Here is a 25,745-nt window from a genome sequence, read left to right on the forward strand (position 1 = left end):
GTGTGTAGGGTGGAAGGATGGCATCACCAGGGAAAAAGGACGGCGACACCGGGAGGGGAAGTTCGGGGAAATTGGCCTCACTGCGCCCATCCCGGGGAGGGGGGCGGGGATGCCTCACGAGTCAGGCGCCCGGATGACGGGGCGACTCGAAATCATCCCGACGTTACGGGCCTTGACCTGTTCCAGGATTAGTACAGGACCCAAGCCCAAGTCAAAGCAAAAAGACCCGGATCCCCAGGGCGCATTCGACCTAGGACTAAATATCCCATATACATGCTGGAACTTAAACGGGGTGCTAACGGGTCTGTGCCCGCGCCATGGTCGGTTAGAACGGCCGGACGATGACCAGGATGACGATCAGGATCATCAGCAGGGTCGGCACCTCGTTGGCCATGCGGAAGAAGCGCGGGGACTTGGTGTTACGATCCTCCGCGAACGCACGGCGCCAGCGGGCCATGGCCATGTGCATGACGGTCATCAGCACCACCAGCAACAGCTTGGCGTGCAGCCAGCCGGCCCCCTTCAGCAACCCCGGATCCAAGGTGATCATGGCCAGGCCACAGGCCCAGGTCAGAATCATGGCCGGGTTCATGATGACGCGCAGCAGGCGCCGCTCCATGACCTTGAAGGTCTCGGACTGGGCGGATCCAGCGGGCGCGTCGCAGTGGTAGACGAACAGCCGCGGCAGGTAGAACAGTCCCGCCATCCAGGAGATGACGGCGATGACGTGGATGGCCTTGATCCAGAGGTACATGGGGGATGCGCCCTGCCCTGTCTTTGAGGTCCTGACGCCCCTTATGCCCCCGAGGCGGGTTGCGGGCAACCGGCTTTGCCGGCGGGGCATAGGCGCAGGCCGGTGCCGCACATCACCGGCCCGCCGGATGTTCGGATCAGCGCCTGGCGCACCAGGCCGGCCAAACCCAGGATGAAGGCCGGTTCCACGCCCACCGTCGGCACGCGCACGAAGTGGGGAACACCCACCGCCTTGGCCAGGTGGCGGTACTCGTGCTCGATCTCCACCAGGGTTTCGGAGTGTTCGGAGACGAAGGCGATGGGCACCACCACCACCGGCACCCTGTCCTGGCCGGCACGGCGGATCTCTTCGTCCGTGGAGGGGCCGATCCACTTCATGGGGCCGACCCGGCTCTGGTAGCAGGAAACCCAATCGAGTTTCTCGATGCGCAGGGACTTCACCACCGCCTGGGCCGTGCGTTCGCACTGAAACTGATAGGGATCGCCACCCTTCACCACCTTCTCCGGCAGGCCATGGGCGGAGAACAGGACGCGCGGTTTGCCGTGGGGGGCGGCGTCTTCCAGGCCGGCGCGGATCAGCTTGGCCACGGCAGCGACGAAGCCCGGCTCATCCGGGTAGCAGCAGATGGAGCGTGAGGGCGCCGTCAGGCCCGCCGCCTTGGCGGCCCGCTGCCAATCCTTGAGGCTGGAGGCAGTGGTGGTGGTGGAGAACTGGGGGTAGAGGGGCAGCAGCACCACCTCATCCGGTTCCCAATCCTTCACGTCATGTGCCACGGCGTCGCTGAACGGGTGCCAATAGCGCATGCTGACGAACACCCGCACGGTGCCCGCGTCCCACAACTGCTGCTCCAGCGCCCGGGCCTGGGCCAGGGTGTTGGGCAGTAGGGGCGAGCCACCACCCAGGGTCTGGTAGATGCCCTGGGCGACCTTGTCGCGCCGGCTGGAAATCAGGTGCGCCACCAGCTGGCGAAAAGGGGCAGGCAGGCCAATGATGGCCGGATCGCGGAACAGGTTGTAGAGGAAGGGCCGCACCGCCTCCAGCCTGTCCGGCCCGCCGAGATTGAACAGGACGACGGCGATGCGGCGGGCGCGGGCGGCCTTGGGCGCCGCCTGGGTGTCGGGCGCGATCTCAGGAAGGGGCAGCGGGCTCATGGGGGCTCGGTAGCGGTCGGCGGGTCGTGTCGGCGCGGGCGGATACGGTCGCCCGCGCGCCTTGGATCATCAAACGGCACAGATCATCCCTGATTTGAGGACGGCCATTCCTGGATCAAGTGGGCCAGTTCCGCAACATGCTCGGGCGGGGTCTGCTGCACGATGCCGTGGCCCAGGTTGAAGATGAAGGGTCCCTTGCCCAGCGTCGACAGGATATCCGTGGCGGCGCGGCGCAGCGCCGGCCCCCCCGCCACCAGGGCCATCGGATCCAGATTGCCCTGGACAGGCACGCGGCTCTGCAGGGCACTGACGGCCCAGTCCAGCGGAACGGACGTGTCCAGGCTGACGGCGTCCACCCCCGTCTGCTCCACATACGCCTGGATGCCTACGCCCGCTCCGCGCGGAAAGCCGATGACGGGCACCCCCGGATGCTTGTCCCTCAGGGCCCGCACGATGGCCCGGGTGGGGGCGATGGACCAGCGGGCGAATTCCGCCGGGGCCAGCGCGCCGGCCCAACTGTCGAACAGTTGCACCACCTCCGCACCCGCCCGGATCTGGGCGGACAGGTGGGTGACGGTGGTCTCGACCAGCAAATCGATCAGGCGCTGGAAGCCCGCCGGATCCTTGTAGGCCCAGCCCTTGGCGTGCAGGAACTCCTTCGAGCCCGCCCCCTCGACCATATAGGTCGCGACAGTCCAGGGGCTGCCCGCGAAGCCGATGAGCGTCACCGGATCCGGCAGCGCCGCCCGGATACGCCGGACAGCCTCATAGACCGGTTCTGCCCGCTCTTCCAGATGGGCGACGTCCAGGCGGTCCAGCCCGGCCTGGTCGCGAATGGGATCCAGGCGCGGCCCCTCGCCTTCCGCGAACCATACCTTCTGTCCCAGGGCGTGCGGCAGGATCAGGATGTCGGAGAACAGGATGGCGGCATCCATGCCATAGCGCCGGATGGGCTGCAGCGTCACCTCCGTCGCCAGATCCGGCTTCAGGCACAGATCCAGGAAGCCGCCGGCCTGGGCCCGCACCTCGCGGTATTCGGGCAGATAGCGGCCGGCCTGGCGCATCAGCCAGAAGGGCGGACGGGGAGCGGTCTCACCCTTCAAGGTACGCAGCAGCAGGCGGTCCGGCCGGCTTTGGGGCTGGATCTGGGACAAGGCGATCTCCATAGGGGCGCCAGCGCGCTGGCAGCCGGGCCCGACGTTTTCCCACAGGCCCCTTTTTCTACTCTGATCTAATTTGAAAAAGGAATGGGGTAGTAGTTGGCCCTGTGGATAACGGGAATTCAAGATCATCCGTATTTCATCCACAGCGTTCACGGGATCCCGCGTCGGCTCTTCGGGATGTGGATGACGCTGCGGGGTTTCTGGTCAGAGCCTTGGAATGTTATAGATTCCATGAGGTTTGGGATCCTGGGGATAAGTGGGCGGCGCCGGTCATCGCCCCCGGTTGTTCCAAGGGGTGACGGACCTTTATCCCGATGCGGGATTCCCTCTGCGCGGGATCCCAGGAAGCCTGTATGAAAAGGAAATGGGATCCCGAAACGACGGATTTTTCCCGGATTGTTAGACGGTTTTCCCCAGATCCGGTCCACAGGCATCCAGTCCGCATCTTCCAAGACCACCCATATGTCCGTTGCCGGAGCGACGCCCTTGCCCCAGACGCCCCAAACCAAGGAATTTCACCTGCACCTGGTGTCCGATGCCACCGGCGAGACCATCAATTCCGTGGCGCGCGCCTGCGTCTCGCAGTTCGACCATGTCGAACCCATCGAGCATTTCTGGAACCTGGTCCGCACCGACCGGCAGCTGGAGATGGTGATCGACGGCATTCGCGATAATCCGGGGCTGGTCATGTTCACCCTGGTGAACGAGCGCCTGCGCCGGCGCCTGCAGGACACCTGCCGCGAGATCGGCATCCCCTGTGTGCCGGTGCTGGACCACCTGATCAATTCGCTGGCCGCCTACCTCGGCTTGGAAAGCCAGAGCCAGCCGGGCCGTCAGCATGCCTTGGACGCGGAGTATTTCAGCCGCATCGACGCCATGGATTTCGCCCTGGGCCATGACGACGGCCAGACGGCGTGGGAGCTGCACCAGGCCGACGTCATTCTGGTGGGCGTTTCGCGCACCTCCAAGACGCCGACCTGCATCTATCTGGCGAACCGCGGCATCAAGGCGGCCAACATTCCCTTCGTCCCCGGTTGCCCCCTGCCACCGGAACTGGACCAGGTGTCGCGCCCGCTGGTGGTGGGCCTGACCAAGGACCCGGAGCGGCTGATCCAGATCCGCCGCAACCGCCTGCGCCTGTTGAACCAGGGCGAGGAAACCAGCTACGTCGATCCCGAACAGGTCCGGTCGGAACTGTCGGAGGCGCGGCGGCTGTACAGCCGCAAGGGCTGGCCCGTCATCGATGTCACCCGCCGGTCCATCGAGGAGACTGCCGCCGAAATCCTCATGCTGCTGGCCCGCCGCCGTCCGGCGGGGGCCGAGCCCATCAACCCCGTGGGGGAGCCCGCGGAAGGTCCGCGCCTGTCCCCCCGCCCGCCCCATTCCGGAATGTGAGTGTGCATGTCGTCTGAAGATTTCCCGGCGGCCGTGCCAATCCCGGTGCTGGCGACCCAGCCGGTGGTGCTGGCGTCCGGCAGCCAGACGCGCCTGTCCCTGCTGCGCGGCGCGGGGCTGGAGGTCGTGGCCCACCGCCCCGGCGTGGATGAGGAAGAGGTCAAGCTGTCGTGCAAGGCGGGCGGCCTGACGGTGGAGGAAACGGCGGAGGCCTTGGCGGAGCTGAAGGCATCGCGCGTGGCCGCCAAGGTGCCGGCCGCTTATGTCATCGGTGCCGACCAAATGTTGGAGTGCGAGGGCCGCTGGTTCGACAAGCCGGAGGATCGCGCCGGTGCCGCCGAACAGCTGCGCGCCTTGTCCGGTCGCACCCACCGCCTGGTGACCACCGCCGTGCTGTTCCACAACAACAGCCGTGTCTGGCACCAGACCGATCAGGCCAAGCTGACCATGCGCACCCTGAGCGATGACTTCATCGAGCGCTATCTGGATGCTGCCGGCGACGCCGTGCTGACCTCCGTCGGCGGCTATCAGCTGGAGGCCCTGGGCGCTCAGCTGTTCACCCGCGTGGCCGGCGACCATTTCACCATCCTGGGCCTGCCACTGCTGCCCCTGCTGGGCTTCCTGCGCGTCCGCGGCGTGTTGCCGTCATGACCATTACCGGCAAGGCGCGTGTGGCCGGTGTCATGGGCTGGCCAGTGGGACATAGCCGCAGCCCCCGCCTGCACGGGCATTGGCTGGCGGAGTACGCCATCGACGGCGCCTACGTGCCGCTGGCGGTGCCACCGGACCGCATCGAGCAAGCCTTGCGCGCCCTGCCCGCGCTGGGCCTTGTGGGTTGCAACGTCACGGTGCCGCATAAGGAAGCGGCGTTCCGCATCGTGGACCGGGTGGACCAGACCGCCCGCCGCATGGGCGCCGTCAACACCGTCATCGTCCATGCCGATGGCACGCTGGAGGGCCGCAACACCGATGGCTTTGGCTTCCTGGAGAACCTGAAGGCCGGCGCGCCCGCCTGGATGGCAGGCCAGGGCCCGGCGGTCATCGTCGGCGCGGGCGGTGCCGCGCGGTCGCTGGTGGTGGCGCTGGCCGACGCCGGCGTGCCTGAAATCCGACTGGTGAACCGCACCTTCGCCCGAGCGCAGGAACTGGTGGCGGATCTGGGACCGGGTGTCGCCTGTCCGGTGACGACGGTGGCGTGGGAGGAACGGGGGAAGGCCCTGGCCGGCGCCCAGCTGCTGGCCAATGCCACCACTCAGGGCATGATGGGCCATCCACCCCTGGATTTGACGTTGGACGCCCTGCCGCGTGAGGCGGTGGTGACCGACATCGTCTATACGCCCGTGGAAACCCCCCTGTTGGCGACGGCCAAGGCGCGGGGCCATGTCACGGTGGATGGCCGGGGCATGTTGCTGCACCAGGGCCGGCCGGGGTTCGAGGCCTGGTTCGGCCGGGCACCGCAGGTGACGGACGCCCTTTACACCGCCGTCTTCGGGGACTGAACAGCGCATGGCGGTGTCCCGATGATAGTACTGGGCCTCACCGGGTCGATCGGCATGGGCAAGTCCACGGCGGCGGCGATGCTGCGCCGGCTGGGCTGCCCCGTGCACGACAGCGATGCCACGGTGCATCGCCTGTATGCCAAGGGCGGCGCGGCAGTGGGCCCCATCGGCCGGGCGTTCCCCGGCGTGGTGCGTGATGGTGCGGTGGATCGGCAGTTGCTGTCGGCGGAAGTCATGGGCAACGCCCCGGCCCTGAAGCGGCTGGAGGCCATCGTCCATCCCCTGGTGGGCCAGGCACGCGACCGTTTCCTGCGCCATGCCGCCGCCAGCGGCGCCAAGGTGGCCGTGCTGGACGTGCCCCTGCTGTTCGAGACCGGCGGGCAGGCGCATTGCGACAGGGTGGCCGTCGTCTCCGCCCCGCACAGCCTGCAGCGCGCCCGGGTGTTGGCCCGGCCGGGCATGAGCCCAGGGAAGCTGGACGCCATCCTGCGCCGGCAGATGCCGGATGCCGAGAAGCGGCGGCGGGCGGATTTCATCGTGCCCACGGGCCTGGGCCGCGCGCTGACCTTGCGGCGGCTGGCCGGCATCGTCACACTGCTGTCCGGGCAGCGCGGCCGGGTGTGGCCGCCCCGCCCCCGCCCGTCATCGATCCGTAGAGCCAGGTAGCCCGTTCCCATGCGTGAAATCGTTCTCGATACCGAAACCACCGGCGTGAATGCCTTGAGCGGCGACCGCGTGGTGGAAATCGGCTGCGTGGAACTGCTGAACCATGTGGCCACCGGCAACAGCTGGCACGCCTACATCAACCCGGAACGGGACATGCCGGCGGAAGCGGAGGCGGTGCACGGCCTGTCGGCCGCCTTCCTCTCGGATAAGCCGGTGTTCGCCGCCGTGGCCGGCGACTTCCTGGACTTCATCCAGGACAGTCCGCTGATCATCCACAACGCCAGCTTCGACATGGGCTTCCTGAACGCGGAGTTCACGCGCCTGGGCCTGAAGACCATGCCCATGGCACGCTCGGTCGACACCGTGGCCATGGCGCGCAAGCGCTTCCCCGGCGCGCCGGCCAGCCTGGACGCCCTATGCCGCCGCTTCGGCATCGACAATTCCGGCCGCACCTACCACGGCGCGCTTCTCGACGCCCAACTGCTGGCCGAAGTCTACCTGGAGTTGATGGGCGGCCGGCAGCCCGATCTGGTGCTGGGCGCCACTGTCGTCAAGACGGCGGACGTGGGCTTGGTGGTGGTCGAGGAGACCCGAATCTTCCGCGCCCCCCGTCCCCACGCCGCTTCGCCTGAGGAACTGGAGGCCCACGCCGCCTTCCTCAAGGCCATCAAGTCGCCGCTGTGGCTGGCGGGTGAGGAACCGGCGGCGGTGACCTCCGGCTGAGTCACCCAGCGACCACCCTTATTCGGTGTCCGATTGCGGCCAGAAATCCTCAGCCATGAACTGGCTGAACGTCCAGGGACATGACTCGGGGAAACGGTTCTCCGGATACCCCGTCTCCACCGATGCCTGACGGTGCGCCCGGCGGTAAGCCGAGGTGATCGACACATCCAGCTGAGACTTGAGGCTGGGGTTGTCCGCCAAATGGTCCGTCAAGTCATCGCGGGCGTTGGCGATGGAAAGTCGCCAGGACGGACCTCGGTGGGTAGGCTGGAACTGCCATTTCAGGAGATGCAGCAGCAGGACCGTCAGGCGACTGACCAGCTCGCGCTTTTCGGTCCGGCCCATGCTCTCGATCTCCTCCGCGATGTGCGCGATGTCGGCGTCCGCCACCTTGCCGGCCCGCAGCAGGGCAGCCTGTTCCGTCGCCCAGGCGTAGAAGTCCTGGTCATAGAGGGAGTTTCGGGAATCAGGCATGGCGGATGCCTCCAATCATCTCAAGGCCACCCGCATCATAGCTGATCTTACGGCAGCAGCACTGTGGAACCGGTGGTGCGGCGGGCTTCCAGGGCGGTGTGGGCCTGGGCCGCGTCCTTCAGGGCGAAGGTCTGGCGCACGTCGATCTTCACCTTGCCGGACAGCACGGCGGTGAACAGGGCGTTGGCGCTGTCGCGCAACTCCTTCGTGGTGGCGACGTAGCCGCCCAGGGAGGGCCGGGTCAGGAACAGCGAGCCCTTGGTGTTCAGGATGCCGATGTCCACGGCGCCCACGGGGCCGGAGGCGTTGCCGAAGCTGACCATGGTGCCCAGGCGGCTGAGGCAGTCCAGGCTCTGGTAGAAGGTGTCCTTGCCGATGCTGTCGTAGACGACCGGCACGCCCTGGCCGTCGGTGATCTGCTTCACCCGCTCCACGAAGTTCTCGCGGGTGTAGACGATGGTGTGGTCGCAGCCGTGGGCACGGGCCAAGTCGGCCTTCTCGTCCGAACCGACGGTGCCGATGACGGTGGCGCCCAGGGCCTTGGCCCACTGGCAGGCGATCAGCCCCACCCCGCCGGCGGCGGCGTGGAGCAGGATGGTCTGCCCCGGCTTCACCGGGAAGGTGCGGTGCAGCAGGTAGTGCGCGGTCAGGCCCTGCAGCAGCATGGCCGCGCCCGTCTGGTCGTTGATGCCGTCAGGCAGGTGGATGAGGCGCTCCGCCGGGTACAGCCGCGCCTCGGCATAGCCGCCGGTGCCCCCGGTGCAATAGCCGACACGGTCGCCGATCTTGAAGTCGTAAACATCCGGCCCCACGGCCTCAACCACGCCGGCGGCCTCCATACCCGGGATCAGGGGCAGCGGGTTCTTGTAGAGGCCGGTGCGGACATAGATGTCGATGTAATTCAGGCCCACGGCCGTCTGGTGCAGCCGGACTTGGCCGGGGCCAGGCTCCCCCACCGTCACCTCCTCCCACTTCATCACTTCCGGACCGCCGGTCTGATGGATGCGGATGGCGTGGACCATGGTTGGCTCCTGCGGAGGGGGAATTTAGCGGTGGTTCAGACCAGCGACATGAGGCTAGGCCTCATGTCGCTGTAGGGCGCGGCGAGAATGGCCAAGCCGGCGAATGCCGGCGCTTGGCGCCTGGCGGAAAACTTAGGACAGTGTCTCTTTCAGGAAGGTGGCGGTGCGCTGGTTGGCCAGATCGGCCGCCTTGGCGTCGTAGTGCTCCCCACCCACGCGGGCGAAGGCGTGATCCTGCTCCGGGTAGACGTGCTGGACGATCAGGTGGTTGCCCTCGATGGCGGCGTTCACCTTGGCCCGGGTCTCGTCGGAGGAGAATTTGTCCTTGCCGGCGGTGTGCAGCATCAGCGGCTTGGTGATGGCGCTGACCTCGCCCAAGGCGCCGTCCAGGCCCACGCCGTAATAGCTGACGTTGGCGTCGGCGTCGGACCGGGTGGCCATCAGGAAGGCCAGCTTGCCGCCCAGGCAATAGCCCAGGGTGCCCACCTTGCCGCCCGTCGCCTCATGCCCGCGCAGGAAGTCCACGGTGGCGATCAGGTCCTCTACCCCGCTGGCTTCGCTGAAGCCGTTGTACAGCTGGAAGGCCCGCTGCCATTCGGCCTCGGTCTGGTCGGTCAGTTGCACGCCAGGCTCCTGGCGCCAGAACAGGTCGGGACAGATGGCGGTGTAGCCCAGGGCGGCGTAATGGTCGCACAGCGCGCGCATGTTGGCGTTGACGCCAAAGATCTCCTGGATCAGCACCAGGCCCGGGCCCTTGCCGCCGGCCGGGATCGCCAGGTACGCGTCAAAACTACCGCCATCGGTGGCGTTGATCGTCACGGTGGTCATGCTGCGCTACCCCTTTGATTTGGTTGTCGAATGCTTATGGTTAAAACACGCGTCGTTTCTTAATCACCCATAGTAACGATTGGGCGGGGGCCTGTCACCGTGACGTCCATCACTAGGACACTATGGGGCACCTCACTGGCTGGAAGCGCTAGCGGCCAGCAGATCGGCTAGCGCTTCCGGTGTGGTCACGGGCAGGGAGCACCGCATGTCCTGACAGACATAGGCTGTGGCCCGGCCGTCCACCATGGCCTTGCCTGCCGCCGGATGCGGCTCCGGCAGATTTTGTCCGGGCGCCAGGCGGCTGACCACCAGGGTTGGGCGCGACTGGGCGCGCAGGACGGCGTTAAAGGGCTCCAGGTCGTCGCCCTCGCCCACCAGCACGACATGCACGCCGCTCAGCAGTGTCTCGGCCATGTTGAGGAAGGTGGAGAGCGGGAAGAAGTTGCGGCCCAATTCCCCGCTGAAGGCGGACATCAGGGTGTCGGCTCGGGCACGGTAGCGGTCCTGGCCGGTCAACAGCCACAGGCGGGTGAGGTTGCCCAGCTGGGTGCCGTTGCCGGCGGGCACGGCGTTGTCATGGGCGTGGCGCGGGCGGACCAGCAGGTCGCCCACGTCGTCGGCGGTGGTGTAATAGCCGCCGTCCGCTTCATCCCAGAAATGACGGTCCAGGGTGTCCGTCCAGCGCGCGGCCTGATCCAGGAAGGCGACGTCACCGGTGATCTCGTGCAGGGTCAGGGCGGCCTTCCCCATGTTGGCGTAGTCTTCCAGCAGGCCGGCATGGCGGGCCCTGCCGCCGCGGCCGCTGTGGTACAGGCGGTCCAGCCCATCCCGGCCAGTATGGCCCAGGCTTGTTACAACATGGCGGTAGGCGCCGATGGCGGCCTCGATCCAGCCCGGATGCTCAAAGACGAAACCGGCGCGGGCCAGGGCCGCGATCATCAGGCCGTTCCAGTCGGCCAGCACCTTGTCGTCCCAGCCGGGGCGGATGCGCAGCGCCCGGGCCTTCAGCAGGCGGGCGCGGGCATGGGCCAGGCGGTTTTCCTCGGCGCTGCCCGGCGCCAGGGGCGTGCGCCGGTTCAGGATGGTATGGCCTTCCCAGTTGCCCAGCTCGGTCACGTCATAGTGGGCACAGAACAGCTCGGCATCCTCACCCAGCAGGCGGTCGATTTCCGCCTTGGTCCAGACGTAGAAGCGGCCCTCCTCCCCCTCGCTGTCGGCATCCAGGGTGGCGCCAAAGGCACCGCCGGGCACCTTCATCTCGTTCAGCACCCAGCCCACGGTCTCGCGCACGCGAACCTCCAGCAGGGGATCCTGTGTGCCCTGCCAGACCTGGGTCATCAGCGCCACCAGCTGGGCGTTGTCGTACAGCATCTTCTCGAAGTGCGGGACCAGCCACTGCTCGTCCGTGGAATAGCGGGCGAAGCCGCCGGCCAGGTGGTCGTAGATGCCGCCGTTGGCCATGTGGGTCAGGGTGGTGATGACGGCGTCGCGCAGGTCCGTGCGGCCGGTGCGCAGATGGGCGCGCCACAACAAGTCGAAAATGCTGGGCTGCGGAAACTTGGGTGCGCCGTTGATACCGCCCAGGAAGGGGTCGACCTCACGCACCAGGCGGTCTGCCACGGCATTCAGGGCGCCTACGGTGATAGCCTCGCCCGGGTTGCCCTGCGACAACCGGGCGAGCGCGTCCCCTAAGGCCTTCACGTTGCGGCTGACCTTGCCGGGGTCTTGGGCATAGGTTTCGGCCACGCCCTGCAGCACGTCGGGGAATCCGGGACGGCCATAGCGGCCGCTGGGGGGGAAATAGGTGCCGCCCCAGAACGGCTCCCCCTTGGGTGTCAGGAACATGGTCAGGGGCCAGCCGCCCTGCTGGCCCAGCAGGGACAAGGCCTGCTGGTAGACCTGGTCCACGTCCGGCCGTTCTTCCCGGTCCACCTTGATGTTGATGAACAGGTCGTTCATCAGGGAGGATATGGCCTGGTTCTCGAAGCTTTCATGGGCCATGACGTGGCACCAATGGCAGGCGGCATAGCCCACGGACAGCAGGATGGGTTTGCCCGCCGCCTGGGCCTCGGCGAAGGCCTCCGGCCCCCAGGCACGCCAGTGCACGGGGTTGTCCTTGTGCTGCAGCAGATAGGGGCTGGTCTCGTGAACCAGCAGGTTTTCCGCCGCTTGTGTCGTATCCGATGCCGCCATGGGGGGTCACGCTCTCCACAGAATGATGCGGTCGTTTAAGGACCAGTGCCGCTTTGCCCCCACTGTAGCCTCCGCTACAGTGAAGGTCAGAAAAAAGAGGCGGTATTTCGGGGGTATATCCCTGTTAGTCGCCCCGCCATGCGCCTTTAGAGTCCAACCGAACAGGAAGGTCTGCCCCCATGAAAATCACCGTCGACGTTGATTGCACCCCGGAAGAGGCCCGTGCTTTCCTGGGCCTGCCGGACGTGAAGCCCATGCAGGACGCCCTGATGCGGCAGATGCAGGACCGCATGAGCGCCAACCTGGCCGCCATGGATCCGGACGCCCTGCTGAAGACTTGGCTGCCCGTGGGCATCCAGGGGTTCGAGCAGATGCAGAAAATGATGTGGAACCAGATGACCTCCGCCATGGGCGGGGGCAAGGACGCGAAGTGACCGATCCCGCACCCTATTTCGACCGTCACGTTTTCTTTTGCACCAATGAGCGTGCGCCGGGCCACCCCCGAGGATGCTGCAAGGAGAAGGGTTCCGAGGCCCTGCGCGACCACATGAAAGCCGCCGCCAAGGAGGCCGGCCTGGGCAAGAGGGTCAGGGTCAACGCCGCCGGCTGTCTGGACCGGTGCGAACTGGGGCCGACGCTGGTCATCTATCCGGAGGGCGTCTGGTACACCTGCGCCACCCCCGGCGACGTCGATGAAATTGTGAAGACTCACCTGGTGGAGGGCGGCCGGGTGGACCGCTTGATGCTATATCCGGATGAGAAAGTGCCGGCGCACCGCGCCCGCAAAGCCGCTGCCGCAGACTGACCTTACTCCCTATGTCCCTCTATAGCACCGACACCATCTTCGCCCTGGCCTCCGCCCCCGGCCGGGGCGGTGTCCAGGTTATCCGCCTGTCCGGCCCGGCGGCAGGAACCGCCCTGCCCGCCCTGACGCGCAGGCCCCTGCCCCCGCCCCGCCGGGCCACGTTGGCGCGGCTGCATGACCAGGCGGGCGAGGTGTTCGACCAGGCGCTGGTGCTGTGGTTCCCGGGGCCGGACAGCTTCACCGGCGAGGATGTGGCGGAACTGCACCTGCATGGCGGTCGCGCCGTGCTGGCCGCCGCCAGCGAGGCGTTGACCGCCCAGGGATTGCGTGTGGCGGAACCGGGGGAATTCAGCCGCCGCGCCTTTGAGGCGGGCAAGCTGGACCTGACCGAGGCGGAAGCCATCGCCGATCTGGTCGATGCCGAGACCGCGGCCCAGCGTCGCCAAGCTCTGCGCCAGATGGAAGGCGCCCTGGGTGCCCTGTACGAGGGTTGGCGACATCGCCTGGTACGGGCGCTGGCCCATCTGGAGGCGGATATCGATTTCCCGGATGAGGACTTGCCCCACGGCCTGGCGCCGGCGGTGGTCCCCGTCTTGACAGGCCTGTACCAGGAAATCGGCGTCCACCTGGCCGACGGTCATCGTGGAGAACGGCTGCGCGACGGCTTTTCCATCGCCATCCTGGGGGCGCCCAACGCCGGCAAGTCCAGCTTGCTGAACGCCCTGGCGCGGCGGGACGCGGCCATCGTCTCCTCCACCGCCGGCACGACGCGCGATGTCATAGAGGTGAACCTGGACTTGGGCGGCTTCCCCGTCATCCTGGCCGACACTGCCGGTTTGCGCGACGCCGCCGATGAGATCGAGCGTGAGGGTATCCGCCGGGCGCTGGCCCGCGCGGAAAGGGCGGATCTGAAGCTGCTGGTGCTGGATTGTTCCACGTGGAACATCGGCGATATGGCGGAGGCCACCTTAGCTCTGGCCGATGGTGATGCGCTGGTGGTGCTGAACAAGCGCGACCTGTGTACCTACGTGCCATCCATGGTCGCCGGCCGCACCGCCATCGCCGTCTCCGCCGCCACCGGCGAAGGGCTGGCGGATCTGTTGGCGGCCCTGGAACGCATCGTCGGCGATCGCCTGATGCCGGGCGCTGCCCCGTCCCTCACCCGTGCCCGCCATCGCCAGGCCCTGGAGGATTGCCGCGCCGCCCTGGCCCGCGCGCTGAGGGCCGATTTGCCAGAGCTGGCCGCGGAGGATGTTCGCCTGGCCGCCCGCGCCCTGGGCCGCATCACCGGCCGGGTGGATGTGGAAGACCTGCTGGACGTGATCTTCCGTGATTTTTGCATCGGGAAGTGAATACCCCCGCGCTGTGTTTCACGTGAAACATGGGGCGAACATGGATTCATGGTGGTCATCCCCTGGCACCCTTTGACTCGCCCGCCCGCCGCCCCTAAAGTCCGGCGCCATGCACACTTATGACGTCATCGTGGTTGGCGCCGGCCATGCCGGCTGCGAAGCGGCGGCCGCCGCTTCGCGGCTGGGCGCCCGTACCGCCCTGTACACCCATCGCCTCGACACGGTCGGGGAGATGAGCTGCAACCCGGCCATTGGTGGTTTGGGTAAGGGCCACCTTGTCCGTGAGATCGATGCCATGGACGGCGTCATGGGCCGGGTGACCGACCGTGCCGGCATCCAGTTCCGCGTGCTGAACAAATCCAAGGGTCCGGCGGTCCGCGGGCCGCGCGCCCAGGCGGACCGCAAGCTGTACCGCCACGCCATGCAGGCCATTCTGGCCGAGCAAGAGAACCTGACGCTGGTGGCCGCCGCTGTCGAGGACCTGGTGATCGACGGCCATGGTCGCGTGGGCGGCATCATCACCGCCAGCGGTGAGACAGTCCTGGCCGGTGCCGTGGTGTTGACCACAGGCACCTTCCTGCGCGGCCTGATCCACATTGGGGAGGAGAAGATCCCCGCCGGCCGCGTGGGTGAGGCGCCGGCCCTGGGCCTGTCCGACACGCTGCTGCGCGTGGGCTTTCCCCTGGGTCGGCTTAAGACCGGCACGCCACCGCGCCTGGACGGCCGAACCATCGATTGGGCCAGCCTTGAGATGCAGCCGGGCGATGATCCGCCCCCGCCCTTCTCCTATCTCACGGATCGGATCACCACACCGCAGGTGCCCTGCCACATCACCTGGACCAGTGCCCGCGTGCATGAGGTCATCCGCGCCAACCTGCACCGCGCGCCCATGTATTCCGGCCAGATCGAGGGCATCGGCCCGCGCTATTGCCCGTCGGTGGAGGACAAGATCGTCCGCTTCGCCGATAAGGAGCGGCACCAGATTTTCCTGGAGCCGGAGGGCCTGGACGACGACACCGTCTATCCCAACGGCATCTCCACCTCCTTGCCCCGCGATGTGCAGCTGGAGATCCTGAAAGCCATCCCAGGGCTGGAGCATGTCACCATGCTGCGGCCGGGCTATGCCATTGAATACGATTACGTCGATCCGCGCGAGCTGGGCCCGACGCTGGAGACGCGCCGCCTGCCCCGCTTGTTCCTGGCGGGCCAGATCAACGGCACCACGGGGTATGAGGAGGCGGCGGCTCAGGGCTTGGTGGCTGGCCTCAATGCGGCCCTGGCCGTGTCGGGTTCGGCACCCTTCGTCTTGGACCGTGCCGAATCCTATATCGGCGTGATGATCGACGACCTGATCACCCGTGGCACGTCGGAGCCCTACCGCATGTTCACCAGCCGGGCTGAATATCGCCTGCTGCTGCGCGCCGACAACGCCGATCAACGCCTGACGCCGCGCGGGCTGTCGCTGGGCTGCGTGGGCGAGGTGCGGGCCGCCGCTTTCGGCGCCAAGCTGGCCGCCCTGGACCACGCCCGCCACGTGGCCGGCACCCTGTCGGCCACACCCAATGAGCTGGCCAAGCATGGTCTGACCATCAACCAGGATGGCGTGCGCCGCAGCGTCGCCGACCTGCTGCGCTATCCCGACATCGACTTGGCCCGTCTGGGCGCCATTTGGCCGGACCTGCGGGGCTTCTCGTCGGAGATCGCCGAGCAGGTGGAGATCGATGGGCGCTATGCCGGCTATCTCGACCGGCAGGAGGCTGACATCCGCGCCTTCCGCCGGGATGAAGCCCTGGCCTTGCCGGTCGATCTGGACGTGGACGCCATCGCCTCGCTATCCGCGGAAATCCGCACCAAGCTGCGCCAAGTGCGTCCCGCCACCTTGGGGGCCGCCGCCCGTATGCCGGGCATGACGCCGGCGGCGCTGACAGCCCTGCTACGCCATGTGAAGAAGCGGCCTGCCCGCGGGACCGATCAGGACGCCCCCGCCAATTCCGACGACACCACGAGTGCCGCATGACCCCTGCTGATTTCGCCAGCCGCTTCCATGTTTCACGTGAAACATTGGATCGGCTCACCATCTATGCTCAGTTGCTGGCCAAGTGGAACCCAGCCATCAACCTGGTGGCCAAATCCACCGTACCGGATGTCTGGGACCGCCACATGGCGGATAGCGCCCAGCTGTACGCCCTGCTGCCCCCGGGCACGCGTACGCAGGTGGATATGGGCAGCGGCGCTGGATTTCCCGGCCTAGTCATGGCCATCCTGGGTGTACCGGATGTCCACCTGATCGAGAGTGACACGCGCAAGGCCACCTTTCTGCGGGAGGTGGCGCGCGCGACGGGAACCCCGGTGACCGTGCATGCCCAGCGCATCGAACAGGCGCCGGAGATCGCGGCCGACGTGGTCACGGCCCGCGCCTTGGCTGCCCTACCCGAACTGCTGGACTGGGGCTACCGTTTCCTGAAGCCGGGGGCCACGTGCCTCTTCCTGAAGGGCAGGACAGCCCCCGAGGAATTGACCCTGGCCGCCCAATCCTGGACAATGACCGTCTCCCAAGTCCCCAGCATCACGGACACATCGGGGACCATCCTAATTCTTGGTGAGATTGCCCGTGCCCGCTGACGCCCCCACCCCCGCGCCCAAGCGAGCGCGCATCCTGGCTCTTGCCAACCAGAAGGGCGGCGTGGGTAAGACCACGACCACCATCAACCTGGGAACGGCCCTCGCGGCCACCGGCAAGCGCGTGCTGATCGTCGACAACGATCCGCAGGGCAACGCCTCCACCGGCCTGGGCATCGGCCGGACGGAACGCGGCACCGGCACTTATGAGCTGCTGTTCGGCGAGACGACGGTGGAGGCTTCGGTGCGCGGCACCAGCATCCCCAAGCTGTTCGTTGTCACCGCCTCGGCCGACCTGTCGGGCGCTGAGCTGGAACTGGTGGAACTGGAGCGGCGTGAGTTCCGCCTGCGCGACGCGTTGACCAGCGCCACTGCCGACTACGACTACATCTTGATCGACTGCCCACCAGCCCTGGGGTTGCTGACCCTGAACGCCCTGGCGGCGGCCGATTCGGTACTAGTGCCCCTGCAGTGTGAGTTCTATGCCCTGGAAGGCCTGTCGCAGCTGATCCGCACCATCGAACGGGTGAAGCGCACGTTCAACCCGGCCCTGGAAATCCAGGGCGTGGTGCTGACCATGTTCGACCGGCGCAACAACCTGTCCGACATGGTGGCCGCCGATGTGCGCGGCTTCTTCGGTGAGAAAGTGTATGAGACGGTCATTCCCCGCAATGTCCGTGTTTCCGAGGCGCCCAGCCACGGCAAGCCCGTGCTGCTCTACGACCTGAAGTCGGCGGGCGCCAAAGCCTATATTCATTTGGCGGGAGAGGTTCTGAAGCGTGAGCGTAACCGGCAGTCAGTCCATGGATGAGATGAAGAAGCGCAGCAACCTGGGGCGTGGCCTGTCCGCGCTGTTTGCCGAGGTGGCGGACGAGCAGGAGCCGGTGGAAAAGGGACGTCCGCCCCGGACTTTGCCCATCGAACTGCTGCACCCCGGCCGCTACCAGCCCCGCCGCCACTTCGATGAAGAGGCCATTCGCAGCCTGGTGGACAGCGTCCGCGAGCGCGGCGTGCTGCAGCCCATCCTGGTGCGCAAGGTGGAAGAGGCGGTGGCCGGTGGCAGCGCCCGCTATGAGATCATCGCGGGGGAGCGCCGCTGGCGCGCCGCCCAGTTGGCCGGCCTGCACGAGGTGCCGGTGGTGGTGCGGTCGCTGACCGACCGCGAGGCCCTGGAAATCGCGCTGGTGGAAAACATCCAGCGCCAGGACCTGACGCCCCTGGAAGAGGCCGAGGGCTTTCAGCGCCTGATGGATGAATTCCAGCATACGCAAGAGGACCTGGCCCGCGCCGTGGGCAAGAGCCGCAGCCACGTGGCCAACATGCTGCGCCTGCTGGCCCTACCCGACGCGGTGAAGGCGCTGGTGCAGGACGGCAGCCTGACCATGGGCCATGCCCGCGCCCTGCTGACGGCCGCTGATCCCCTTGCCCTGGCGCGTGAAGTGGTGAAGCGCGGCCTGAACGTCCGCCAGACGGAACAGCTGGTGAAGGACGCCGCCAATCCAGCCACCCGTCCCGCGCCGGCACCCAAAACCGCCGATACCCTGGCCCTGGAAAAGGAACTGGCGGCCGAGCTGGGCCTGAAGGTGGCGCTAAAGGCCAAGGGTCAGGCGGGCAGCCTGACCGTGCACTACAGCAACCTGGATCAGTTGGACGGGCTTCTGGCACGCCTGAAGCACCAGCACTGAGACCCACACGAGCAATCCCAGGAACAAAAAGCGCCGGCAGTGACAGCACTGCCGGCGCTTTTTGTTTGGGGTGGAATCAGCCGCCCGACCTGCGGGCGAGCTGCGCCACCTGGAAGAAGGCGCGGGCGCACAGGGTTTCATCCGGCATGTTGGTGCGTTTGCAGTCGGCTTCCGCATCCATCAGGCGGTCCAGCGCCAGGGCCAGGTTGGGCAGGTTCCAGCGCCGCACCTGGTTGGTCATCTGGTTTTCCATCTTGAAGAACACCGGCGGCCGCAGGGCCTTCACCGCCTGCTGCGCCGTCTGCCCCCGGGTGGTGTGGTAGACGGCCATCTGCAGGCGTTGGAAGTGGCGCTGGGCGCTGCGCAGGATGGGGACAGGGCTGGTCCCTTCCGCGAACAAACGGCCCAGCGCCCGATCGATGCTGGCGATGTCGCCGTCGGCGGCGGCCAGGGCCGGCTCATCCATGTCCAGGGCGGCGCTGTCGCCGATGACGGTGCGCACGTCTTCCAGCGTCACGCGGCTGGCGCCCATCATGTAGATGGCCAGCTTGTCCACCTCGCCCCGCGCCACGGCGCGGTCGCCCACCAGATTGGCGGCCAGCCAGTCGCGGGCATCGGTGTCGATGGTCAGCTTATGCTCCCCCAGGATGCGGCCGATGGTGACCGCCAGTTCCCCCTCCTCTTCCACATAGCAGGCGATGGCGGCGGCCTTGTCATCCGACTCGAACAACGCGCGCAGCTTGCTGGATTTGCCGAGGTCCCCCGCCTCCACCACGCACAGGGTGTCGCCGCTGGGCGGCTGCTTCAGCAGGGCCTGGAAGGCCACGGTGACCGACTCGTCGGCGTCGCGCACCCGCACCAGCCGACGGCCGCCCGTCATGGCTATGGCTGCCATCTCATCATTCAGGCGGGCGCCGTCGCCGCTGATCTGCTCGGCCTTCAGGTCGCTGACGCGGAAGGGGTCCTGCAGGTCGCTGACGATGGCGCGCGACAGGGCCTGGCCCCGTTCGCGCACCAGGCCGGTGTCGGGGCCGTAAACCAGGACGGCGACGATGCCGGCCGTGGGGTTTCTGCAGAAGCCATCGGCGTTGCGGGGCTGAACCTTCACGGGCGCCTCCGGGGAGTGAAAAGGGCCGCCCCTGCCGGGGGCGGCCCATAGACGCGAACGAGACTGATGGACTTACTGGTCCTTGGCCGATTGGACCACCGATCCGCGGTCGAAGTACAGCGCCAGGCGGGTGGTGATCTCCTCCGCCACCTCGGTCAGGGCGCGGTCATAGGCATCCTGCTCGGTGACCATGGTGGAGTATTGCGCCTCGGAAATGTCGTAGCTGACGATGGACCGGCTGGAGGTGCGGTACAGCGTCTTGCCCGTCTTGCTGTCGATCAGCTGGTAATCGGCCAGGACGTGCAGGCGGGCGCGGGTGGCGGTGGCGTCGCGCTGGATGCCCAGATCTTCCTTGTAGGAGTTCAGGCGCACGTTCAGGCGGTAGTCGGGCTTCGCCGGCCGGCCGGCGTCCTGGTAGAACCGGTCGATCAGGTTGTTGCGCAGGACCTGGCCGATGCGGTCGGGGATGATGTCGATCGACACCGACTCCATTTGCGCGCGCGTCGAGGGCTTGCCCGACAGGCTGTGGTCGCCATAGACGGTGTGGAAGCCGCAGGCGGACAGGGCCAGGGGCCCCGCCACGAGGATCGCACCCAGCACCGCCTTGCGGACGGCGGTCTTGAGGACGCCGTCAGACAACAACATTGATCACCCGGTTGGGCACGACGATGACCTTGCGCACGGGCTTTCCCTCCAGGGCGCGCTGCACGTTGGGCTCCGCCAGGGCCAGCGCCTCGGCCTCTTCCTTGGCGATGTCCTTGGGCAGGTGCAGGGTGGCGCGCAGCTTGCCGTTGACCTGCACCGCCACAGTGGCGGTGTCCTCGGTGGCCAGGGCCTCATCCGCCACCGGCCAGACCGAGTCGACCAGCAGGGTGTCATGACCCAGCACGGACCACAACTCCTCAGCCAGGTGCGGCATCATCGGGCCGATCAGGCGAACCAGCACCTCCAGCCCCTCACGCAGCACGGCGGCATCGCCGGCATCAGCACCGGCCTTGGCGTCCAGCTTCTCCAGCGCATTGGACAGCTCGCGGATGCGGGCCACGGCCTTGTTGAAGCGGAAGCGTTCCAGATCCTCGCCGATGGCGGCCACGGTCTTGTGCACCATGCGGCGCGCATCGGTGGCCAGCGGGGACAGCTCGGCCGGGATGGGCGTGCCGGCGGGCGGCAAGGCCACGGACGGCTCCGTCGCCAGGCGCCACAGGCGGTTGATGAAGCGCCAGGCGCCGTCGATGCCGGCCTCGGTCCATTCCAGGTCGCGGTCGGGTGGGCTGTCGGACAGCATGAACAGGCGGGCGGCGTCGGCACCGTAGGTGTCGATGATGTGCGCGGGGTCCACCACGTTCTTCTTGGACTTCGACATCTTGATGATGGGGCCGACGGTCACCGGGCCGCCGCCCTCGCGCTGCACCGACTTGCCATCCACCACATCCACGTCGGACGGCAGCAGCCACTTGCCTTCGGCGTCCTGATAGGTGGCATGGGTCACCATGCCCTGGGTGAACAGGCCCTCGAACGGTTCCTTCAGGTCGGTGTAGCCGACATGGGACAGGGCGCGCGTCCAGAAGCGGGCGTACAGCAGGTGCAGCACCGCGTGCTCGATGCCGCCGATGTACTGGTCCACCGGCAGCCAGTAGGCCGCCTCCTCCCGGTTGAAGGCCTGGTTCTCGACGCGCGGGCTGGCGAAGCGCAGGAAATACCAGCTCGACTCGATGAAGGTGTCGAAGGTGTCGGTCTCGCGCACCGCCGCCGTGCCGCAGGTGGGGCAGGCCACATGCTTCCATGTCGGGTGGCGGTCCAGCGGGTTGCCCGGCTGATCGAAGGTCACATCGTCCGGCAAGGTGACGGGCAGCTGGTCCTCCGGCACGTGCACCAGACCGCAGCTGGGGCAATGGATGACCGGGATAGGGCAACCCCAATAGCGTTGGCGCGACACGCCCCAGTCGCGCAGACGGAAGATGGTGGTGCGCTGGCCGCGGCCCATGGCCTCCATGCGCTCGCCGGCCGCCTGCTTGGCGGCCTCCACGTCCATGCCGTCCAGGAACTGCGAGTTGCGCAGCAGGCCCGGGCCGGTATAGGCCTCGGTGCCCACGTCGAAGGTCGCCGGATCCTCACCCTCGGGCACTACCACGGGGGTGACCTTCAGGCCGTACTTGCGGGCGAAGTCCAGGTCGCGCTGGTCATGGGCCGGGCAGCCGAAGATGGCGCCAGTGCCGTATTCCATCAGCACGAAGTTGGCGATGTAGACCGGCAGTTTCCACCCGGGCACGAAGGGGTGCTCGGCGGTGATGCCGGTGTCATAGCCCTTCTTCTCCGCCGTCTCGATGGCCTCTTCCGAGGTGCCGACGCGGTTGCAGTCGGCGATGAACTCGGCCACGGCCGGGTTCTTCTCCGCCAGCGCCAAGGCGATGGGATGGTTGGGGGAGATGCCGACGAAGCTGGCGCCGAACAGCGTGTCGGGCCGGGTGGTGAACACCTCGACCTCGGGTTCGCCCTGAAACACGTTGGTGGTGACGCCTTCCGGGGCGGTCAGCTGGAAGCGGAAGCGCAGACCGGTGGACTTGCCGATCCAGTTCTCCTGCATGATCCGCACTTTTTCCGGCCAGCGGTCCAGCGTGGCCAGGGCCGACAGCAGGTCGTCGGCGAAGTGGGTGATCTTCAGGAACCACTGCGACAGCTTGCGCTTTTCCACCAGCGCGCCGGTGCGCCAGCCGCGACCGTCCACCACCTGCTCATTGGCCAGCACGGTGTTGTCGACGGGATCCCAGTTGACCCAGCTTTCCTTGCGGTAGGCCAGGTCAGCCTTCAGGAAGTCCAGGAACATCTTCTGCTCGTGCCGGTAATATTCCGGACGGCAGGTGGCGATCTCGCGGTTCCAGTCGATGGCCAGGCCCATGGACTGCAGCTGGCCGCGCATGGTGGCGATGTTCTCGTACGTCCACTTGCCGGGGTGGACGTTGCGTTCCAATGCCGCGTTTTCCGCCGGCAGGCCGAAGGCGTCCCAGCCCATGGGATGCAGGACGTTGAAGCCCTTGGCCCGCTTGTAGCGGGCGATCACGTCGCCGATGGTGTAGTTGCGGACGTGGCCCATGTGGATGCGCCCCGAGGGATAGGGGAACATCTCCAGGACGAAATACTTCGGCCGGGCAGGGTCCGCGGAAATGGCGAAGCTGTTCCGGTCGGCCCAGGCCGACTGCCACTTCGCCTCGTTTTCCCTGACATTGTACCGGGACATGGAAAAACCGCCTTCTCTCGGGTGTCGCGCCGGCCATCAGCCCGAAGGGGCCGGGGCGTCACCCCCTCCCGGCGGGCGCCGGGGCGTTGCGAGAGGAGACAGTCGCCCGCCGGCGATGGATCAGCTTACTTCGGGGGGGCCTGCTGGATGCGCAGCTGACGCGCCCGGGTGAGGACGGTGTCCTCAAGCTGGCTGTTGGTTTCGGCGGCCACGGTGGCGTCGCGCCACTGACCATTCTGGTCGACCTGACGGAACACGGTCACGCGCACGCCGTCCGCGCGCAGGGTGCTGTCCAGGACGTAGAGGTTGATCTTGAACCGCTCGCCCGGGGTGCTGGGCGGGCTGTACCAGTCGGTGATGATCACACCGGTGTAGGGGTCGGCCGAAATCAGCGGCAGGAAGCCGATGGTATCCAGCGACGCGCGCCACAGGAAGGCGTTGACCGTCGGGCCCACCGCCTGCACGGCGGTGTTGGACGTGCCGACCGGGCCAGAGGTGTTCTGGCGCATCAGGATCGAGACGGGCTTGGGCGCAGCCTTCGCGTCGTCGTCATCGCCCCAGCCCAGCCAGGAGCAAGCGGACGTGGAAAGCAGAAGTCCGGCAACCAGGAGGGAGCGGCCAATGAGAAAAGCGGAGCGCGACGGCATGTGATTGTCACCCAGGGTCACGAGAACGGTTCCTTAGATCAAAAAAGCCGCTGGGACGCAAGGCCGGCCAAACGGGGCGGCCAAGTGTAACATCAGCGCGCGGCAGGACTGGCGGCGGTGGACGAAAACCTAGAAACGAAATTCTACCACGGCGGTGGCCACGTTACCTGTCGGGCGGGGGCTGGACTGATCGGCCATTGCCGCCGGGTTGCCGCTTTCCAGGTCAGCCGTCCAATGGATGAAGTCCAGGCCCAGGGTGGTATCGCTCCGCACCTTCCACGACAGGCCCAGGCCATAGGCGCGATAGGTGGTCCAGTTCTCGGTCTCGCTGCCGTGCCAGAACAGGGTCAGGCCATAGGGGCCATTCTCATAGGTGCCCTGCAGGGTGGCGCCCCGGGTCTCACCCGGCGCGTTGGCTGGGCGGTCGTGCGGCAGGCCGCTGTCGCCGTCGTCGAACAGCACGGCGCCGACGGTGAAGCCGCCATAGGTCAGGCCGCCGGCCAGGGTGACGGTTGAGGTGTCCTCCAGCCAGCTGTGGGCGGCGTTGGCATGGTTGTAGGCCACGCCCACCTCATACTGGGTGGGACCCCAGTCGCCACGGTAGTTGACCGCCCCTTCCCAGAAGTTCGTCTCCGCCGGGATGGCGTACGGCGCCACGATGTCCTGGCCGAAAGCCCGGCGTTCCGGCGCGAAGGAGACGCCGGCCTTCAGGCCGAACAGGCGCGGCGTCTCATAATCGACCTTGGCGGCATCGTCGCTGTCGCGCCCGGCATAGGCGCGGCCCAGGGCCATGCCCGGCGGCCGCACCCGGGCGCTTTGCGTCCAGAAGCCGTCCATCTCCCCGGCCACCAGCAGGGGCAACAGATCCGTCGCCCGCTCCGACGCGCCCCAGCTCTGGCCCAGGCGCACCTTGCCCCACCCGCCGGAGGCATAGACGTAGGCCTGGTCGATGCCGATCCCCTGGCGGTCGGCATTGCCCGGCCGGTCCGTGCTGCGCCCGGTGTTGCCGGAGCCGAGGCGCAGCAGCGCGCCATAGGTGACGCCGCTTTCGGTCACCGTCTCCACGCTGCCGGTGACGGCATAGGCCCCGGCGGCGTCCCAATGGCCGTCTCCCGCCGCCGGCCGGTCGGTGCCCACCACCCCGCCCTGGGCCACGCCCGACAGGTGGTAGTCGACCTCGGCCCCGGCCGCGTGCAAGGGCGCCAGCAGGGCGACGGCGGCGCAGAGGGGGACGCAGAGCGGGATGCCGAGGGCGACGGGGATGCGGCGGGTCATCAATGGCTTCCGTGTCCTGAATGCGGCGGGACAAGTGATATAGGCGGCGATTGCCGACACGGGAGCCTTGCCTTGACCGGCGCGGCGCAGGAAAGTCGCGCGTGCCCGGGCCCGACCGGCTCCCCGGATCATGCCTGGGCACGCTTTACCGTTGATCCCGTCCGCGCACAACCGCCCATACACAACCGTGGCCCCATCATGACCCGCGCCAGCAAGCCCCCTGCCCCGCCCGCCCCGCCCGTGGACGCCGACGTCGCCACCCGCCTCGCCACCGTGCGCGGCGTCATTGAGGGGGCCGCCCGCGGCGTGGGCCGCGATCCGGCCACCGTCAGCCTCGTGGCCGTGTCCAAGGTGCAGCCGGTGGAGAAAATCCGGGCGGCCCTGGCGGCCGGCCAGCGGGTGTTCGGCGAGAACCGGGTGCAGGAGGCCAAGGCCAAGTGGACGGATCTGAAGGCCGAGTACCCCGACGTGGAACTGCACCTGATCGGCCCGCTGCAGACCAACAAGGTCAAGGACGCCGTAGCGCTGTTCGACGTCATCCAGACCGTGGACCGCGAGCGCCTGGCCGAGGCGCTGGCCGCCGAGGGCAAGCGCCAAGGCCGACTGCCCCGCCTGCTGGTGGAGGTGAACACGGGCGAGGAACCGCAAAAGGCCGGCATCGCCCCGGCCGACGTGCCCGCCTTCCTGGCTACCTGCCGCGATGCCCACGGGCTGGAGATCGCCGGCCTGATGGCCATCCCGCCGGCGGAGGAAGAGCCGGCCATGCATTTCGCGCTCTTGGCCGACCTGGCGCGCAAGTCGGGCCTATCCGAGATTTCCATGGGCATGAGCGGCGATTACGACCTGGCGGTGCGCATGGGCGCCACCCAGGTGCGCGTGGGCACCGCCCTGTTCGGGGAGCGGGTGAAGCCGGTGCACGAAGGCGAAGCCTGAGGTTCCCGGGAAAATTCAGCCCGGGGTGGAGCACGATAAAAAGGCGCTTGCCGAGGGGCGCGTGTCTCTATATGGTCCCGCCCCATTCCGGACGGAGGGGTGGCCGAGTGGTTGAAGGCGCTCGCCTGGAAAGCGGGTATACGGCCAAAACCGTATCGTGGGTTCGAATCCCATCCCCTCCGCCATTTTCCCTGTAAAATTCGACCTTGACCATGTCG

General features: G+C 67.4%; 25 protein-coding genes and 1 tRNA gene. 14 read left to right on the forward strand and 12 right to left on the reverse strand.

Translation table 11 applies throughout. The features are described from left to right. Positions 1-325: 325 nt before the first annotated feature. The 3 genes from hemJ to hemE form a co-directional block, all read right to left on the reverse strand. Positions 326-754 carry a protoporphyrinogen oxidase HemJ gene (hemJ, locus tag Y958_RS00180; RefSeq protein ID WP_088870426.1) on the reverse strand — a complete coding sequence of 143 codons (429 nt, stop codon included), beginning with the start codon at positions 752-754 and terminating at the stop codon, positions 326-328. 41 nt (positions 755-795) lie between these two features. Then, positions 796-1,905, reverse strand: coding sequence for a ferrochelatase (gene hemH, locus Y958_RS00185; protein WP_088870427.1), 1,110 nt, complete (start codon positions 1,903-1,905; stop codon positions 796-798). Positions 1,906-1,988: 83 nt separating this feature from the next. Further along, complete coding sequence (hemE, locus tag Y958_RS00190) at positions 1,989-3,050, reverse strand: uroporphyrinogen decarboxylase (protein WP_425600678.1); 1,062 nt, start codon at positions 3,048-3,050, stop codon at positions 1,989-1,991. A gap of 480 nt (positions 3,051-3,530) precedes the next feature. Here hemE and Y958_RS00195 point away from each other — a divergent pair, with 480 nt between their 5' ends. The 5 genes from Y958_RS00195 to dnaQ are packed head-to-tail and all read left to right on the forward strand — an operon-like array spanning position 3,531 to position 7,351. Continuing rightward, entirely contained in the window at positions 3,531-4,463 is a 933-nt protein-coding gene (locus Y958_RS00195) for a pyruvate, water dikinase regulatory protein (protein ID WP_050897886.1), read from the forward strand. A 6-nt stretch (positions 4,464-4,469) separates the two neighbouring features. Next, a complete protein-coding gene (locus tag Y958_RS00200; protein WP_088870429.1) occupies positions 4,470-5,114 on the forward strand; it encodes a Maf family protein in 645 nt (214 codons plus the stop codon). Then, complete coding sequence (locus tag Y958_RS00205; protein WP_088870430.1) at positions 5,111-5,962, forward strand: shikimate dehydrogenase; 852 nt, start codon at positions 5,111-5,113, stop codon at positions 5,960-5,962. Before Y958_RS00200 ends, Y958_RS00205 begins: the two co-directional genes overlap by 4 nt. A gap of 21 nt (positions 5,963-5,983) precedes the next feature. Further along, positions 5,984-6,628, forward strand: coding sequence for a dephospho-CoA kinase (gene coaE / locus Y958_RS00210; protein WP_088870431.1), 645 nt, complete (start codon positions 5,984-5,986; stop codon positions 6,626-6,628). 9 nt (positions 6,629-6,637) lie between these two features. Then, entirely contained in the window at positions 6,638-7,351 is a 714-nt protein-coding gene (dnaQ, locus tag Y958_RS00215) for a DNA polymerase III subunit epsilon (RefSeq protein ID WP_088870432.1), read from the forward strand. Between the two features lie 18 nt (positions 7,352-7,369). On the opposite strand, the gene Y958_RS00220 is transcribed toward dnaQ, so the two are convergent. The 4 genes from Y958_RS00220 to Y958_RS00235 form a co-directional block, all read right to left on the reverse strand. Then, positions 7,370-7,825 (reverse strand): DUF29 domain-containing protein, encoded by a 456-nt coding sequence (locus tag Y958_RS00220; RefSeq protein ID WP_088870433.1) that lies wholly within the window; start codon positions 7,823-7,825, stop codon positions 7,370-7,372. A gap of 47 nt (positions 7,826-7,872) precedes the next feature. Beyond that, positions 7,873-8,847 carry a quinone oxidoreductase family protein gene (locus Y958_RS00225; protein WP_088870434.1) on the reverse strand — a complete coding sequence of 325 codons (975 nt, stop codon included), beginning with the start codon at positions 8,845-8,847 and terminating at the stop codon, positions 7,873-7,875. A gap of 132 nt (positions 8,848-8,979) precedes the next feature. Then, positions 8,980-9,675 carry a dienelactone hydrolase family protein gene (locus Y958_RS00230; protein ID WP_088870435.1) on the reverse strand — a complete coding sequence of 232 codons (696 nt, stop codon included), beginning with the start codon at positions 9,673-9,675 and terminating at the stop codon, positions 8,980-8,982. Positions 9,676-9,807: 132 nt separating this feature from the next. Continuing rightward, positions 9,808-11,868, reverse strand: a complete 2,061-nt coding sequence (locus Y958_RS00235) for a thioredoxin domain-containing protein (protein ID WP_088870436.1) — start codon at positions 11,866-11,868, stop codon at positions 9,808-9,810. 179 nt (positions 11,869-12,047) lie between these two features. On the opposite strand from Y958_RS00235, the gene Y958_RS00240 reads away from it, so the two are divergent. The 7 genes from Y958_RS00240 to Y958_RS00270 all read left to right on the forward strand — a co-directional run bounded on the left by Y958_RS00240 (position 12,048) and on the right by Y958_RS00270 (position 18,329). Further along, entirely contained in the window at positions 12,048-12,302 is a 255-nt protein-coding gene (locus tag Y958_RS00240; protein WP_040843426.1) for a DUF6489 family protein, read from the forward strand. Beyond that, positions 12,299-12,673 (forward strand): (2Fe-2S) ferredoxin domain-containing protein, encoded by a 375-nt coding sequence (locus Y958_RS00245; RefSeq protein ID WP_088870437.1) that lies wholly within the window; start codon positions 12,299-12,301, stop codon positions 12,671-12,673. The genes Y958_RS00240 and Y958_RS00245 overlap by 4 nt, the downstream gene beginning before the upstream one ends. An 11-nt stretch (positions 12,674-12,684) precedes the next feature. Further along, positions 12,685-14,025: a tRNA uridine-5-carboxymethylaminomethyl(34) synthesis GTPase MnmE gene (gene mnmE, locus Y958_RS00250; RefSeq protein WP_088870438.1), complete on the forward strand. Its 1,341-nt coding sequence runs from the start codon at positions 12,685-12,687 to the stop codon at positions 14,023-14,025. A 109-nt stretch (positions 14,026-14,134) separates the two neighbouring features. Next, a complete protein-coding gene (gene mnmG, locus Y958_RS00255) occupies positions 14,135-16,042 on the forward strand; it encodes a tRNA uridine-5-carboxymethylaminomethyl(34) synthesis enzyme MnmG (protein ID WP_088870439.1) in 1,908 nt (635 codons plus the stop codon). Further along, on the forward strand, positions 16,039-16,647 hold the full coding sequence (rsmG, locus tag Y958_RS00260) for a 16S rRNA (guanine(527)-N(7))-methyltransferase RsmG (RefSeq protein WP_088870440.1): 609 nt from the start codon (positions 16,039-16,041) through the stop codon (positions 16,645-16,647). The genes mnmG and rsmG overlap by 4 nt, the downstream gene beginning before the upstream one ends. Beyond that, entirely contained in the window at positions 16,637-17,455 is an 819-nt protein-coding gene (locus Y958_RS00265) for a ParA family protein (protein ID WP_088872392.1), read from the forward strand. The genes rsmG and Y958_RS00265 overlap by 11 nt, the downstream gene beginning before the upstream one ends. Beyond that, positions 17,448-18,329: a ParB/RepB/Spo0J family partition protein gene (locus Y958_RS00270; RefSeq protein WP_088870441.1), complete on the forward strand. Its 882-nt coding sequence runs from the start codon at positions 17,448-17,450 to the stop codon at positions 18,327-18,329. The genes Y958_RS00265 and Y958_RS00270 overlap by 8 nt, the downstream gene beginning before the upstream one ends. Positions 18,330-18,405: 76 nt before the next feature. Here Y958_RS00270 and holA read toward each other — a convergent pair whose 3' ends face one another. The 5 genes from holA to Y958_RS00295 form a co-directional block, all read right to left on the reverse strand. Next, the gene (holA, locus tag Y958_RS00275; protein ID WP_088870442.1) at positions 18,406-19,437 is read right to left on the reverse strand and encodes a DNA polymerase III subunit delta; all 1,032 of its coding nucleotides are present in this window, start codon (positions 19,435-19,437) and stop codon (positions 18,406-18,408) included. Between the two features lie 72 nt (positions 19,438-19,509). Then, positions 19,510-20,076: an LPS assembly lipoprotein LptE gene (gene lptE / locus Y958_RS00280; protein ID WP_244909308.1), complete on the reverse strand. Its 567-nt coding sequence runs from the start codon at positions 20,074-20,076 to the stop codon at positions 19,510-19,512. Further along, positions 20,069-22,672, reverse strand: coding sequence for a leucine--tRNA ligase (leuS, locus tag Y958_RS00285; RefSeq protein ID WP_088870444.1), 2,604 nt, complete (start codon positions 22,670-22,672; stop codon positions 20,069-20,071). The genes lptE and leuS overlap by 8 nt, the downstream gene beginning before the upstream one ends. A gap of 125 nt (positions 22,673-22,797) precedes the next feature. After that, entirely contained in the window at positions 22,798-23,340 is a 543-nt protein-coding gene (locus tag Y958_RS00290) for a DUF3576 domain-containing protein (RefSeq protein ID WP_050898144.1), read from the reverse strand. 108 nt (positions 23,341-23,448) lie between these two features. After that, on the reverse strand, positions 23,449-24,594 hold the full coding sequence (locus Y958_RS00295; RefSeq protein ID WP_186291196.1) for a porin: 1,146 nt from the start codon (positions 24,592-24,594) through the stop codon (positions 23,449-23,451). A 198-nt stretch (positions 24,595-24,792) separates the two neighbouring features. Here Y958_RS00295 and Y958_RS00300 point away from each other — a divergent pair, with 198 nt between their 5' ends. Together Y958_RS00300 and Y958_RS00305 are read left to right on the forward strand one after the other, a co-directional pair. Further along, positions 24,793-25,527 carry a YggS family pyridoxal phosphate-dependent enzyme gene (locus tag Y958_RS00300; protein ID WP_088870446.1) on the forward strand — a complete coding sequence of 245 codons (735 nt, stop codon included), beginning with the start codon at positions 24,793-24,795 and terminating at the stop codon, positions 25,525-25,527. 93 nt (positions 25,528-25,620) lie between these two features. Then, positions 25,621-25,712 (forward strand) — tRNA-Ser (locus Y958_RS00305). The last annotated feature ends 33 nt before the right edge of the window (positions 25,713-25,745 follow it).

Source organism: Nitrospirillum viridazoti CBAmc, assembly GCF_000730165.1.
GTDB lineage: Bacteria > Pseudomonadota > Alphaproteobacteria > Azospirillales > Azospirillaceae > Nitrospirillum > Nitrospirillum viridazoti.